This window comes from Bacillus cereus group sp. BfR-BA-01524 (assembly GCF_022662595.1).
Lineage (GTDB): Bacteria > Bacillota > Bacilli > Bacillales > Bacillaceae_G > Bacillus_A > Bacillus_A thuringiensis_S.
The window spans coordinates 22,312-35,629 of sequence record NZ_JAKUDW010000027.1; the positions used below are offsets into that span (position 1 = coordinate 22,312).

Below are 13,318 nucleotides of genomic sequence, written 5' to 3' on the forward strand. Positions count from 1 at the left end.
ATTTCGCACAGTTCAAGAGATTGTCAAAAATTCAGTAGAAAATAAGGTTGTGAGAAAATCTTTTGTTCCGTTGTGAAGATTATGGTTAATTGTAATTATTAGGAGAATGGTATTTTGAGGTATCGACTATTTTGCAATAGAAAAAACGTAGGAGAAGTTCCTACGTTTTTTCTTTATAAATATATGAAAAAGAGTTTTGATATTATTTCAAAACTGCCATAAGGAAAAGAGTATAAATTGTATGTAAGAAATTTTTTCCCAATGTTATTATTTTATATTGAGTCTGATTTTACATAAAACTACAAATCATTATTTACTGTATTGCCCTTAGTTACGGAAACAATTATACTAGATGTAATCGAAATAAATAATCTGAATATTCTTAGAATTTAAAGTAGACCTTTTGCTATCTACATATAGAATTAGAAATATGTCCACTAAATTGATTAGAAAACGATAATAACATTAGGAGGATTACGATGCCCCAGCTTGATTCATTACATCCCACTGTAGAAAAAATAATCAATAATATTGAAAAAATAATGGTCGGAAAACGAAAAGAAACAATCTTAGCTTTGACAGCTCTCTTAGCTGAAGGTCATGTGCTATTAGAAGATGTTCCTGGTGTCGGGAAAACAATGCTAGTACGTGCTCTTTCTAAATCCATTGATGCTAATTATAAGCGAATTCAATTTACACCTGATTTATTGCCTTCAGATGTAACAGGAGTTTCTATTTATAATCCGAAAGAGCTCCAATTTGAGTTCAAGCCTGGACCAATTATGGGGAATTTAGTACTTGCTGATGAAATTAATCGTACATCGCCAAAGACACAATCTGCTTTACTTGAATGTATGGAAGAAGGCAATATTACAATAGATGGCATTACAAGACCTTTACCAAAGCCATTCTTTGTCATGGCTACACAAAATCCGGTCGAATATGAAGGAACATATTCTCTACCAGAAGCTCAGCTCGATCGTTTCTTATTGAAACTAAAAATGGGATATCCTACACCAGAAGAAGAATTTGAAATTTTAAACCGAATGGAAAAAATAAATCCACTCTCTCAATTACAGGCCATTACTACAATAGAAGAATTACTTTATTTACAACAAAGCGTACGGGTAGTAAGTATGGACAAAGCAATTAAGCATTATATTGTAAAGCTTGTTAATCAGACTCGTACATACAGTTCTATACAGCTAGGTGCAAGTCCACGTGGCTCAATTGCTTTAATGAAAGCTTCACAAGCTTATGCATTTATCCATGGCAGAAATTATGTTATTCCAGACGATGTTAAATTTTTAGCCCCTTACGTTTTAGCGCATAGACTCATTTTAAAAATGGAAGCAAAATTTGAAGGAATAACTGGCGAACAAGTTATCGCAAAAATCGTTGCACGAACTACCGTTCCGACTCAAAGGACGATGAACCCTTGATGAAACGAATACTGCTAGCACTATATCACGTTACGAAGTTATTGCTACTCCCTTTATGCCTAGTCTTAACATTTGTGTACGCTATGTTTCAAGGAGGGTTTGTAAGTTGGTTTTTATTTTACAGCACAATTCCCATTGCTCTTTATTCACTACTACTACCCTTCTACGCTTTACGGGACGCTGAAGTAAAGCGAATAACAAACAAAAATGGGTATGTAGTAGGAGAACAATTTGTAAGCACGATTACAATAAAAAGAAAATTTCCTTTTCCCTTACTTTATTTAGTTATAGAAGATGAACTGCCACCACAATTTATAAGTTGTAAACAAACAAAGATGAATAAGGTAGTACTCTTCCCAGGATTGAAACGACATATTTCGTTTCAATATGTTATTGATACAATCTCTAGAGGCGAGCACACTTTTTCAAGCGTTCGTGTCAAAACTGGCGATTTATTCGGCATGATGGAGAAAGAAGTAACTTTTTCAGTTCCAGATACATTTTTAGTCTATCCCCACTATGTAGATATAACGTATCGACAATTGGAAAATCATTTCGAACAAGGAGCGCTTTCAGCAAATATAAATTCAGCAAAAGACTCTACAATCTCTGTCGGTGTCAGAGACTATAAACCTGGTGATCGCTTTTCATGGATTGATTGGAAAGCAACTGCACGAACAAACAATATTATGACAAAAGAGTTTGAACAACAGCGCAGCCATAATATCATGATATTCATAGACAGAACCGAGTCTCCTCTATTCGAATCAGTCGTCACATTTACTGCCTCTATCGTAAGGGCTGTCTTGAAACAAAATTCACCAGCATCATTCGTGTCTATTGGAAAAGAACAAACTATTTTCCCTTTAGACAATGGAGATACGCAGTTACAACAAATCCTTTGTCATTTAGCAAAAGTACAAGCAGACAGTGTATTCCCGCTCTCTCAGAGTGTAGACATGGAACTAAGAAAAATTTATGAGCCCGTCACGATTATACTCGTGACAAGTAATCTTTCTCCCGATATTCAAAAGGCGGCTGATTGTGCTGCTATAAGAAATAGAAAATGTATGATTTTTGTCGTGAAAGAAAAAGCGAATCAACTTTCACACCGAGAACTCAGTATACTAGAAACTCTAAAAAAACGACAAATATTTGTAAACACGGTTTATGAAAACCGGTATACAAACGTGTTTTTTGAGGTGAGCAAATGATAACATTACAAGCAAAATACAAGTGGGATACGAATAGATTCTTCATGCATGCATGTGTATTTCTTCTTTTACTAGAATGGCTAAGACCTCTTATAGGTATTACAAATGTAGGTAGATTAGATATTTTCGTAACATTTATAGGAATTTGCTTCGCTCTCTCTTTTTTTCAAACGAGGTGGCAGATTCCAATAAAAATTGTCACAGTCTTATTTATCATTCATTCCCTATATTATAAAAATGCTTTTATAAATCCATCTTGGCTAACAACATTCTTTTCTGATATGTTTCGAAATTCCTCCCTGTTTTTCCAAGGGAATTTACTAGATATTTCTCCAATTTTTCCGACAGTTTTATTTTTTCTCTCATTTTGGTTTTTGAGTTCTTTCACTTCATTTTGGATTATTTATAAAAAACGTGGGTTTCTATTTCTTGTATTGACTATTATTTATATCGCAACTTTTCATAACTTACATTTATACAATGCAAACTACGCTATTATTCGTACTGTTGTCATCGGCTCTTTTATGCTTAGTCTTCTTCAAGTAGAACGAATAAAAGAGCGCGAACACTTACAAAATTATGCTAGGGAAATCTCAAAATTACTTAGACCACTTACAATATTTATTGTATTATTAGCAACCATCGCATACTTTGCTCCAAAATTTGGCCCTCAATGGCCAAACTCAATGGATTTTTTAAAATTCAACACATCTGAAGCAAGTAAAGAACAAAAAGTTTCTACAATTGGGTATGGTTTAGATGACTCGCGATTAGGTGGTCCTTTTAAGGCGGATCCTACAATTGTTTTCACAGCACAAGCGCAAAACAAACAATATTGGAGAGTAGAAACAAAAGATTTTTATACAGGAAAAGGCTGGGAAATTTCTGAAAATCCGAAAAAGGTTTCTTTTAAAAATAAAAACGACGTCGTAAGCTGGTATGAACAAAATACAAAAACGGAAACTACTGAGGCAACAATTACCATGCAAAAAAGTTACCCTCACCTTACCTATCCAGCAGGATTAGTATCAGTTGAGGCTTCTTCTGATGTATCATACAGTGTTGACCCGTTTTCAGAAAAAATTTATACGATGAATGGAGACTCTTCTACTACTTTAAATTCGTATAAAGTAACATATGAGATCCCTGAGTTTTCCATAGAAAACTTGAAAGCTGTAAAAGCAAATGCAGGTCAAGAAACAAATCCTTATTTTATGACAAAGTACACACAACTTCCCGAGTCATTACCACAGCGCGTAAAAGACTTGGCTGTTAATCTTACAAATGATAAAGACAACCGGTATGATAAAGTATTAGCTATTGAAAATTACTTCACAGACAACTCTTTTACATACGAATCAACGAATGTCTTGTACCCTGCCAAAAGCCAAGATTATGTAGATCAATTCCTTTTCGATACAAAAAGCGGCTACTGTAATAATTTTTCGACGTCTATGATTGTACTACTTCGTTCTGCCGGGATTCCCGCTCGCTGGGTAAAAGGCTATACAGAAGGAACTCTTGACAATACACTTGCCTCTGCAAAAGGTGAGGATGTTTATACAATCACGAACGATAACGCACACTCTTGGGTCGAAGTATATTTCCCAGGATACGGATGGATTCCATTCGAACCAACAAAAGGATTTACCAATCCCTATAATTTTATAAATAATACGCCTGCTCCTATTTCACAAAATAGCGAAGCAAATAATTCTAATAACGAGCAAACGCATCAACGAAATAATGAAGCAAAACTTAAAAGTTTAATAGAAAATACAGAAGAAGCTTCTACTAAAAAGGTCACAAATTCTAAAACTAATTTTTCTTGGTGGTACGTATTCCTCTCTACGATACTAATTAGTATTATGGGATACATTCTCTTCACCACTAGAATGAAATGGATAACATTTCTTATTATTCATTTCTATAAATACCGAAAAGATGATGCTGTTTATCAAAAAGCTTACGGTGCACTTTTAAAACAATTTGCGAGAATTGGCATACCACGGGGTGAAAGTCAAACATTCCGAGAATACGCTCTCCATATCGATACACTTTACAACTCGGCCGATATGCAACAACTTACTGCCAGTTATGAGAACGCTATGTATCAACAGGGGCAGGCTGCAGCAGAATGGAAGAAATCCGTACATTTATGGGAAGTGCTTATGAAAAAAGCAGCTTCTCCACCTAAATCAGATGGCTTTGATACAGTTATTTAATCTTGAAAATTTGAATTTAAAGAAAACGTCTCAAAGAACTACATTGTTCTTTGAGACGTTTTTTAATAAAGTGAAACTCCTACTTATTCCCCAAGCACCTTCTCAATCTCAACCTCTAAATCTACCGGCTTCGTCTGCGGAGCAAAACGCCCTACTACTTTCCCGTCTTTTCCGATTAAAAACTTCGTAAAATTCCATTTCACTGCTTTCATACCAAGTAAACCTGGTGCTTGTTCTGTCATGTATGTATATAGAGGGTGAGCCTTATCACCTTTCACATCAACCTTTGCAAACATCGGGAAGTTTACACCGTAGTTTAATTCACAAAAACTAGTAATGTCCGCTTCTGTACCTGGTTCTTGTCCCCCGAATTGGTTACAAGGAAATCCGAGTATTTCGAGTCCTTGGTCTTTATATTTATCATATACCTCTTGTAATCCTTTATATTGTGGTGTGAAACCACATTTGCTAGCTACATTGACAATAAGAAGTGCTTTTCCTTCGTAATCTTTTAACGATTTTTCTTCACCTGTAATTGTTTTAGCTGAAAAATCATAAACTGTCATTGTCTTTGCCCCTCTCTTCACTATCATTCTATGTTTATACTATACTACATTCGTGAATATACAGCTCTTATTACGTACTTATAAGTTGTAATGATAACGCTTTATTTCTGTTCGAAAATTCGACACAAACTACTAGACTTTTATGATGGAAAGTTTTACAATTAAATTGTGAACAAAATGTGACAGTTTATATTCCATTATAAAAGAAAAGGATGGTGTCCATTATGAAAACTGCACAACATGAAACGATTTCAAATCGCGAGTTTTATTTCGTACTATATATGATGTTATTGTATGTTACTGGCTGGGTAATCGATGTAAATGGTTTATTCTTAAGCTCCTACTTTAATTTAGCAGGAGAGATTATGCTTCCATTAGTTGGCGGGATTGTTGGACTGTTCATTATGTCTATTAATAAACAACAAACGAAATAATAGTATTACAAAAAGGCAGAAGACGAGGCTTTCGTTTTCTGTCTTTTTTCTATTTTAGCGTATAATAGAAACATGCAGTATATAAGGAGTGGTAACTATGAAAAAAGTAGAGCAATTATCTTCTCACCTATATCTTATTGATGATTTCGATTTACAGCATAATGAACGAACTGGTACGTATGTTTTATTAGGTGACGATATTACTTTAATTGAAACTTGTGCAGCCCCTTCTCTTCCGTATATTTTAGAAGGCTTACAACAATTACATATTGATTTAAACGATGTTAAAAACATTATCGTTACACATGTGCATTTAGATCACGCTGGCGCAGCTGGTTTAATGATGGAAAAGTGCCCAAATGCTACGTTATATGTGCATTCTCGTGGTGCTCGTCATATGATTGATCCAACAAAACTTATTTTAGGTGCAAAAGCTGTCTACAAAGAAGATTTCGATAAACTCTTTGATCCGATTCTTCCAATTGAAGAAGAACGTGTTCATATTGTACAACATGGTGATACGTTAAAAATTGCAAAAGACCGCACCCTTACATTTTATGATACACCAGGACATGCGAAGCACCATATTAGCATTCATGATTCATTAACAAACGGGATTTTTACTGGCGATACAATTGGAATTTATTATAGAGAACTCGCAGACGTTGATGTAGAGTTATATCTACCATCAACGTCCCCTTCACAATTCCAACCAGATGCGATGATTACTTCTAAAAATCACATTCAAAGTATGAATGTAGATACTATTTATTTCGGTCATTACGGCGCATCCTCTCATGTTACAGAAGTATATAAGCAACTGGAATATTGGCTACCTATTTTCGTTCATACTGGTAAGGAAGTCTTTGAAAAGTATAATGATTTCGATGAAGCAACTAAAGCTTTACAAACTTTGTTAATGGATAAAATCTCTTCTCATCTTACAAAGTTAAACGTTCCATCAGATCATTCCGTTTATAATATTTTACATCTAGATATAGAAATTAGCGCAATGGGCATTATTGATTATTTCACGAAGCAAGAAAAAGCAAACTCCACTATTAACTAACAGTAAAAGAAGAGATATACAACAGTAGTTATTGTATATCTCTTCTTTTTTTGAATATATTTTGAGTAAAGGATGGTGGAATATAATGCAAAAATTGATGCTATACCTCTGCTTCACATTATTTATCGTCTTATTATTATTTGTCGGAGTGAAAATTCAATTTTATTTAGATACAGACGCTCAAGTGAACTTTAACGTTTATCCAAGATTATTCTACTTTACACTCTTCCCTCTTATAGTTGGTATTTTATTACGATTCCTTCAATCTGTTAATCGCGAAACGAGTAAACAAAACTGGAGCTTTCAACCGGATAAGTTTATCGCTATTACAGTGCCTACAATATTAATTTCCTTTTCCCCTGCACTACTCTTTTCACCACTTGGCGAATACCTACCTTATTTAGCTAATGTTATTCTTATAAATACAACTTTTGTTACGATAATTAGTTTAATAGCTGGTTATTCACTTTTAGATTGTTTTATACAAAAGGACAATGCAACGATGAAAAAATATAATTGAATGCTCTATTTTCTTTTAATAAAGAAAGCTCAAAGCTAAAGCTTTGAGCTTTTTTACTTATCTCACCTTTTCATCTACATATTCCATAAACTGCTCCGCTTTAATAAATCTTTCTTTGTACGCCTCAGGTACTTCTTCTACTTTTATTGCACCAGTTGATTTTGTCTTCACTCGTACTATTTCATGTGTCATTAAAGCTTCCATATAGCGATCAAACTCTTCTTGCGTTAATACTTCTTTACTAGATTTATGACCATTTAATTTATCAAAGTATGGTTGAAGGCCCATACTTATCTTTTTCATTTCTTCTCTTTTTGCTGGTGATAATCCATCATAATCTATATTACCGTTCGAATCTCCGTACGCAAGCTTTGCATTTGTTAATTTTTTTAGTTCTTTTGTAAACTCCTCATATTCCTTCGTGCCCATTTCATCTTTCGCTTCTGATAACTTTGCATTAAAACGCATATACGCTTCTAACGTCATCGCTCCGGCGTGTTTTTTTAAATTCTCAAAAGATCCGTATATACCATCCGCCATAATAGATTGATATGCAAAACCGGTCGTAGGGATTAAAAATGCTGCTGCAAGCACTCCGGCGATAAAACGTTTCTTCACCTTACTTCCCCCGCGATTCATTTTGATTTGAACAATTACTTTTTCTTTTAACCCCGGCGGGGCAACAATCCCTTTTACTTCTTCTTGCATAGATTCTCTAATTCTACAATCTAAACTCATTTTACATTCCCTACCTCTCCTAAAAAGATTTCTTCTACTTGCTCTTTTTGACGTAGTTTCTTTAATGCCGCATGAATTCTAGATTTCACAGTACCAATTGGAATATGTAATATCTGTGCTACTTCTTCTTGTGAATAATCGTGTAAATATCTTAAGATAATAACTTGTTTCAATTTATACGGTAATTTATGAATGAGTTCGATTAGTTTTTGGTTTGATATTTTACTTACAACATCGTTAGAAAAATCAATTTGTACTGGTTTTCTTTGCTCTTCTGCTTTTTTCATAATTCGTAGTCGCATCCACCTCTTTCTTCTATAAGAGTGAATTTGTTTAATCGCAAGCCCAATTAGCCAAGGGCGAAATGGCTTCTCACTGTCATATTTACGAAGCGATTCATATAGCTGTATGTATACTTCTTGAACGACATCATCTACATCTGTTTTATCTTCTATTAAAAAATGTGCTGTTTTATATACTTCTTGAATCGTTACATCATACAATTCGCTATATGCTTCTTTATTTCCTGATAAAGTTAATCGAATTAAATGTGCGTAATCTATTTCACCCTTCATATTCCAGCCCTCCTTTGTCTTACACTATATATTGGCAAGTAATTCATATTTCGTTCGATTTTTCCGAAATTTTTTTATATAAATTAATATAATGATCCAATGAGTTCATAAGCTTCACTTATAACCACGCATAACTATTATATAATTTTCCAATTTCTGATAAAGATTTAAAATGATTTATATAGTCAAATTTAGGAGGATATATGATGAAAGCTATCGTTGTAACGTCGTTCGGTGATCCTGAAGTGATGAAATATACAGATGTGGATATGCCGACTATTTCAGAAGATCAAGTTTTAATTCGCGTTTTTGCTACTAGTATAAATTTCGCTGATATTAAATCACGTTATGGCAAAAAAGGAAATAAAGCACTACCTTTTATTCCAGGTATAGATGCCACTGGTATTGTAGAACGTGTCGGTTCTCAAGTTAAAAATATTCACCCTGGACAACGTGTCATTGCTTTTCCTCAAAATGGATCCTACGCAGAGTACGTTGTTTCAAATGAAAATCTCACTTTCGTTTTACCCCATGAAGTCGACTTTCAAACTGCAGCTGCTTGTCCGATCGTATCTTTCACAAGCTATAATTTACTTGCCAATGTAGCAAGACTTCAACAAGGTGAATCTGTTCTAATTCATGCAGCCGCTGGAGGAATTGGTACTACTGCGATTCAACTCGCAAAATTATTAGGGGCTAAAAAAGTAATCGGGACTGTAGGAAGTGTAGCAAAAAAAGAAATTGCTTTAGATGCTGGAGCTGATTATGTTATTTGTCATCAAGATGAAAATTTTGTAGAGAAAGTCAATGAGCTGACAAACGGTGAAGGGGTCGATGTAATTTTAGATTCTATTTCTGGAACTGTCTCTGAAAGAAGTTTAAACTGCCTTGCTTATTACGGTCGCCTCGTTCATTTCGGTAATGCTAGTGGTGAAATTGGTAACTTTCAAACGAAAGATTTACATGCAAGTTGCCGCTCTATACTCGGTTTTAGCTTTGGGACCACACGAAAAAAGCGTCCTGAACTGCTTCAAGAAACTGCAAATGAAGTTTTCCGTTATTTACATGACGGACGTTTACAAATTAAGGCTACGAAATCTTTTCCACTTCAAGATGCAGGGAAAGCACATGAATGGGTCGAAAGTAGAAAAAGTACAGGGAAAGTAATACTAACTGTTCAGTCTTCTTCCTGAAATGAATACTTGAAACAGAGGTGGCATTCATGGGATCACGAATTATGCATGTTATTATCGCTAACGGTATTGCTGAGAAACTATCTATTCAAGATAAAACTTCTTTCTTACTTGGAGGGGTAGCCCCTGATGCGGTTCATTCAGCAGAAGAAAAAGGAACTTCACACTTTTACGCTGGTACGACGAAAAACTATACGAGAAGGATAGATTTCAATTCTTTTTTTCAAAAATATAAAGTTCATATGGATTCCCCTTTTCTCTTAGGTTATTACACCCATCTCATTGCCGATGATAATTGGCTAAGTGGCTTTTTTCTACCATGGCTAAAAAATAGAATAGAAAATGACGAAACTATCGCACCCCTGTACTATAACGATTTTAAATTGTTAAATGCAAAGTTGCTTCATCATTACGATAAAGAACAACAGCTCTTCTCTCTTCTCAATCAAGAGGCTCACATTGTGGATATTGAAGAGGTTTCTAAAGAAAACGTTTTAGCTTTTCGAAAGTATCTTTTTGAAGATATGTTGTATCCCGAGCAACATTTGCATGAAGACTTACAGGTGTTTACGTTTAATCAAATTGTCGGTTACATTGAAACTGCTATTGAAAAAGGTGCATTTTTTATTACAAAACTCTCTCATGAAAAATCCACTTCAAAGATTTAATCCCCCTCAATATATTTGAGGGGGATTTTCACATAGCAATATTATTATTGGTTCTTCTCCATAACCGCAAAATAATTCCCTTCACTATCAGCAAAGTTAAACACTTTACCAGAAGGCATAGTTACCATTTCTCCAACAGTAACATTTTTATTTTTTAAATCTGCATATAATTGATCCAGATTTTCTGAGAAGAACATTAAGGACGGTGTACCAAGATTTAATTCTGGGCTCATTTTCGAAATAACTTCTTTATTATGTAATATAATGCTCGTTTCAGCACCGTTAGTTGGAGCAATTTCAATCCATCTCATTCCTTGTTTGTTATCTTCCTCTGCAACTACATGAAACCCTACCTTTTCCGTCCAAAAATTTACTGCCTCATCTTGATTATTTACATATAACATAATTTGTCCTACTTTATGAATCATTTGTATTCCTCCTATTGTTTTTTTACATTCTATGTAGCTTTCTACAGCTGGTATCGTTATTCCTTTTGAGTTGATATGTACTTCTTTGCAAAATTTATCGACTGACTCATCCCATCCAGTTCGTCAAAATAATCGTTTCTTTCAATCATGTTATATCCGTCGAATCCAATTTCATCTAATACTTTGAAGAATATATCGAAATCCACTTCACCATTTCCTACTGCTACTTCTATATACTTACTTGAACTATTACTTTTCACTTCTTTACAATCTTTAATATGAGTTTGTACTATATAATCTTTTAATAGCAATAAACCTTCTAACGGATTTTCATTTACATCAGTTATTAAATTTGCTGGGTCAAAGTTAACAGCTAGTCCTTTCGAGTTTGCATTTTCTAAAAATCGTTTTAATACTATTGCTTTTTCAGATCCTGTCTCAATAGCAAAGACTCCCCCAAATTTGAATGCTAATTCCCCTATCTCATAACAAACCCGCACCATTTTATCATAGCTCTCACTTTTTTCATCATCTGGAACTTTCCCAATATGAGCTGTTATTATCTTTGCTCCCAGCTCCAAACCTCTGTCAGTAATATATTTAATCTGATTTATTGCACTGTCAGCTTCTGTTCCTGTAATTCCATTTTCTCCAAAACTAATTGCTAATGATGGAATCTTTATCCCATTAAAAGATAAGCTTTTCTTTAAAGCAGTCCATTCTACCACTGGAATATTAGCTAAGTTGAAGTTTTTATTCATAGCATATAATTGAATATATTCTAAATCCCATTCCCTTGCTTTTTGTATTCCTTCGTTTACTTCAATATGTTTCGTATTCAAAAACATTCCTAATTTCCTATCCATATATGTACCTTCTTTTTATTATTTCGCATCAGTTTAATATTCGACTTTTTTATATTACTTCCTTGTACAAACTAAATGAGAAATGATTCACCCTTATCGATATTTCTTATAAGATAGATACATTTAAATTCCCTTTGTTATTCAATTACAAACAAAAAGACGTAACTATAAATAGTTACGCCTTCCCCATTATTTATCTAGGCTTTTTCTTCCCAGTAAATGCTGGTTTCTTTTTCTTAGGTGCTGGTGGCTTCGATTCTACAAATGTTCCTTTGAACATTTCTTGCTTCGTAAATACGATGCCTAGTTTTTTCGCAAATTGTAGTAATTTGCGCTCTTCTTGTGGAGTTACAAGAGATACGACAGTTCCTTCTTTACCCATACGTCCTGTACGTCCTGAGCGGTGAATATATTGGTCTACTGTGTCCGGTAATTCTAAGTGAATTACATGTGTTAAATCATCAATATCAATACCGCGTGCTGCAATATCAGTAGCAAGTAGAATTTCTAATTTTCCGCCGCGGAATGCACGCATCGTTGCTTCACGCTCTTGCTTACCTGCTTCTGCATGAAGAGCTGCTGCTTTCATTTTACGGAACTGCAATTTCTGAGTAATTTCATCTAAACGGAATGGGTCGTTTAAGAAAGCAACTGCTTTTACATCGCCCATATGCATAATTCTTCTTACATAATCATTTTTTTCGCGTCGCTCACAAATGATGTACGTATGCTCAACTAAGCTTTTTGACTCTGCACGTGTTACACGTACCACTTGTGGTTCAACTGCCAAATCACGTGCCGCGTCTTCTGCCGCTTTGGTAATTGTCGCTGAGAAGAATACTAATTGACGGTCGCGCATCGTTGATTTAATTACATCTTGTACTGCGCCCATCATCTTTTGTTTTACAATTTGATCAAACTCATCAAATACAATTGTTTTCACTTCATGCATTTTTAGCTTTTTCATACGAATTAATTCTAAAATACGTCCTGGTGAACCGACAATTACTCTCGGATGTTTCTTTAATTTTTCAACTTGGCGCTTAATATCTGCACCACCAATTAAAGATGCACCTGAAATTTCAGTTCCTGCTGTAAACTTTTGAACCTCTTCATGAATTTGCATTACAAGTTCACGTGTTGGCGCTAAAACAACAACTTGTGGCTGTTTTACTTCAGGATTAATTTTATGTAAAAGGGGTAATAAGTACGCTAACGTTTTTCCTGTTCCAGTTGGAGATTCAGCTATAACGTCTTGTCCTTCTAAAATAGTTGGAATCGCTTGTTTTTGAATTTCAGTTAATTCTTTAAAACCAGCCTTCTCCCAAGCTTCTTGTAAAAATGGTTGCATATCTTTTATCATTTGTTTTTCTCCTTTAT

At 34.4% G+C, this 13,318-nt stretch carries 14 protein-coding genes; 8 read left to right on the forward strand and 6 right to left on the reverse strand.

Annotation, left to right across the window (positions count from 1 at the left end; translation table 11 throughout):
* Positions 1-479 precede the first annotated feature (479 nt).
* From MR170_RS12015 to MR170_RS12025, 3 genes are read left to right on the forward strand one after another with little or no spacing between them, the layout of a single operon-like run.
* Complete coding sequence (locus MR170_RS12015) at positions 480-1,442, forward strand: AAA family ATPase (RefSeq protein ID WP_016081886.1); 963 nt, start codon at positions 480-482, stop codon at positions 1,440-1,442.
* Positions 1,442-2,656 (forward strand): DUF58 domain-containing protein, encoded by a 1,215-nt coding sequence (locus MR170_RS12020; RefSeq protein WP_242308323.1) that lies wholly within the window; start codon positions 1,442-1,444, stop codon positions 2,654-2,656. The genes MR170_RS12015 and MR170_RS12020 overlap by 1 nt, the downstream gene beginning before the upstream one ends.
* Positions 2,653-4,881 carry a transglutaminase TgpA family protein gene (locus MR170_RS12025; protein WP_242308325.1) on the forward strand — a complete coding sequence of 743 codons (2,229 nt, stop codon included), beginning with the start codon at positions 2,653-2,655 and terminating at the stop codon, positions 4,879-4,881. The genes MR170_RS12020 and MR170_RS12025 overlap by 4 nt, the downstream gene beginning before the upstream one ends.
* Positions 4,882-4,964: 83 nt before the next feature.
* Here the strand turns inward: MR170_RS12025 and bsaA are convergent, their stop codons facing one another.
* Positions 4,965-5,447 (reverse strand): glutathione peroxidase, encoded by a 483-nt coding sequence (bsaA, locus tag MR170_RS12030; protein WP_000219434.1) that lies wholly within the window; start codon positions 5,445-5,447, stop codon positions 4,965-4,967.
* A 224-nt stretch (positions 5,448-5,671) separates the two neighbouring features.
* On the opposite strand from bsaA, the gene MR170_RS12035 reads away from it, so the two are divergent.
* The 3 genes from MR170_RS12035 to MR170_RS12045 all read left to right on the forward strand — a co-directional run bounded on the left by MR170_RS12035 (position 5,672) and on the right by MR170_RS12045 (position 7,470).
* Positions 5,672-5,881 carry a DUF3925 domain-containing protein gene (locus MR170_RS12035; RefSeq protein ID WP_000844984.1) on the forward strand — a complete coding sequence of 70 codons (210 nt, stop codon included), beginning with the start codon at positions 5,672-5,674 and terminating at the stop codon, positions 5,879-5,881.
* Positions 5,882-5,978: 97 nt separating this feature from the next.
* Positions 5,979-6,950: an MBL fold metallo-hydrolase gene (locus MR170_RS12040; RefSeq protein ID WP_029442165.1), complete on the forward strand. Its 972-nt coding sequence runs from the start codon at positions 5,979-5,981 to the stop codon at positions 6,948-6,950.
* Positions 6,951-7,035: 85 nt separating this feature from the next.
* On the forward strand, positions 7,036-7,470 hold the full coding sequence (locus MR170_RS12045; RefSeq protein WP_016081891.1) for a hypothetical protein: 435 nt from the start codon (positions 7,036-7,038) through the stop codon (positions 7,468-7,470).
* Positions 7,471-7,527: 57 nt separating this feature from the next.
* Here MR170_RS12045 and MR170_RS12050 read toward each other — a convergent pair whose 3' ends face one another.
* Both MR170_RS12050 and MR170_RS12055 read right to left on the reverse strand, forming a co-directional pair.
* Entirely contained in the window at positions 7,528-8,208 is a 681-nt protein-coding gene (locus MR170_RS12050) for a DUF3600 domain-containing protein (RefSeq protein ID WP_098139121.1), read from the reverse strand.
* Entirely contained in the window at positions 8,205-8,783 is a 579-nt protein-coding gene (locus MR170_RS12055) for a sigma-70 family RNA polymerase sigma factor (protein ID WP_050843373.1), read from the reverse strand. The genes MR170_RS12050 and MR170_RS12055 overlap by 4 nt, the downstream gene beginning before the upstream one ends.
* 206 nt (positions 8,784-8,989) lie before the next feature.
* Here MR170_RS12055 and MR170_RS12060 point away from each other — a divergent pair, with 206 nt between their 5' ends.
* Together MR170_RS12060 and MR170_RS12065 are read left to right on the forward strand one after the other, a co-directional pair.
* Complete coding sequence (locus MR170_RS12060) at positions 8,990-9,976, forward strand: quinone oxidoreductase family protein (RefSeq protein ID WP_098139119.1); 987 nt, start codon at positions 8,990-8,992, stop codon at positions 9,974-9,976.
* 29 nt (positions 9,977-10,005) lie between these two features.
* Entirely contained in the window at positions 10,006-10,644 is a 639-nt protein-coding gene (locus MR170_RS12065) for a zinc dependent phospholipase C family protein (protein ID WP_098139117.1), read from the forward strand.
* Between the two features lie 44 nt (positions 10,645-10,688).
* Here MR170_RS12065 and MR170_RS12070 read toward each other — a convergent pair whose 3' ends face one another.
* The 3 genes from MR170_RS12070 to MR170_RS12080 all read right to left on the reverse strand — a co-directional run bounded on the left by MR170_RS12070 (position 10,689) and on the right by MR170_RS12080 (position 13,301).
* Entirely contained in the window at positions 10,689-11,072 is a 384-nt protein-coding gene (locus tag MR170_RS12070; RefSeq protein ID WP_000581473.1) for a VOC family protein, read from the reverse strand.
* Between the two features lie 56 nt (positions 11,073-11,128).
* Positions 11,129-11,938 carry a sugar phosphate isomerase/epimerase family protein gene (locus MR170_RS12075; RefSeq protein ID WP_242308327.1) on the reverse strand — a complete coding sequence of 270 codons (810 nt, stop codon included), beginning with the start codon at positions 11,936-11,938 and terminating at the stop codon, positions 11,129-11,131.
* Between the two features lie 193 nt (positions 11,939-12,131).
* Positions 12,132-13,301, reverse strand: coding sequence for a DEAD/DEAH box helicase (locus MR170_RS12080; RefSeq protein WP_016512956.1), 1,170 nt, complete (start codon positions 13,299-13,301; stop codon positions 12,132-12,134).
* Positions 13,302-13,318: the final 17 nt, after the last annotated feature.

Excerpts from the sequence above, each read along its gene's own strand:
- MR170_RS12075 (WP_242308327.1), bottom strand. The coding sequence starts at position 11,938 with ATGGATAGGAAATTAGGAATGTTTTTGAATACGAAACATATTGAAGTA.
- MR170_RS12070 (WP_000581473.1), bottom strand. The coding sequence starts at position 11,072 with ATGATTCATAAAGTAGGACAAATTATGTTATATGTAAATAATCAAGAT.
- MR170_RS12055 (WP_050843373.1), bottom strand. The coding sequence starts at position 8,783 with ATGAAGGGTGAAATAGATTACGCACATTTAATTCGATTAACTTTATCA.
- MR170_RS12045 (WP_016081891.1), top strand. The coding sequence starts at position 7,036 with ATGCAAAAATTGATGCTATACCTCTGCTTCACATTATTTATCGTCTTA.
- MR170_RS12065 (WP_098139117.1), top strand. The coding sequence starts at position 10,006 with ATGGGATCACGAATTATGCATGTTATTATCGCTAACGGTATTGCTGAG.
- MR170_RS12015 (WP_016081886.1), top strand. The coding sequence starts at position 480 with ATGCCCCAGCTTGATTCATTACATCCCACTGTAGAAAAAATAATCAAT.
- MR170_RS12080 (WP_016512956.1), bottom strand. The coding sequence starts at position 13,301 with ATGATAAAAGATATGCAACCATTTTTACAAGAAGCTTGGGAGAAGGCT.
- MR170_RS12060 (WP_098139119.1), top strand. The coding sequence starts at position 8,990 with ATGAAAGCTATCGTTGTAACGTCGTTCGGTGATCCTGAAGTGATGAAA.
- MR170_RS12035 (WP_000844984.1), top strand. The coding sequence starts at position 5,672 with ATGAAAACTGCACAACATGAAACGATTTCAAATCGCGAGTTTTATTTC.
- bsaA (WP_000219434.1), bottom strand. The coding sequence starts at position 5,447 with ATGACAGTTTATGATTTTTCAGCTAAAACAATTACAGGTGAAGAAAAA.
- MR170_RS12040 (WP_029442165.1), top strand. The coding sequence starts at position 5,979 with ATGAAAAAAGTAGAGCAATTATCTTCTCACCTATATCTTATTGATGAT.
- MR170_RS12050 (WP_098139121.1), bottom strand. The coding sequence starts at position 8,208 with ATGAGTTTAGATTGTAGAATTAGAGAATCTATGCAAGAAGAAGTAAAA.
- MR170_RS12020 (WP_242308323.1), top strand. The coding sequence starts at position 1,442 with ATGAAACGAATACTGCTAGCACTATATCACGTTACGAAGTTATTGCTA.
- MR170_RS12025 (WP_242308325.1), top strand. The coding sequence starts at position 2,653 with ATGATAACATTACAAGCAAAATACAAGTGGGATACGAATAGATTCTTC.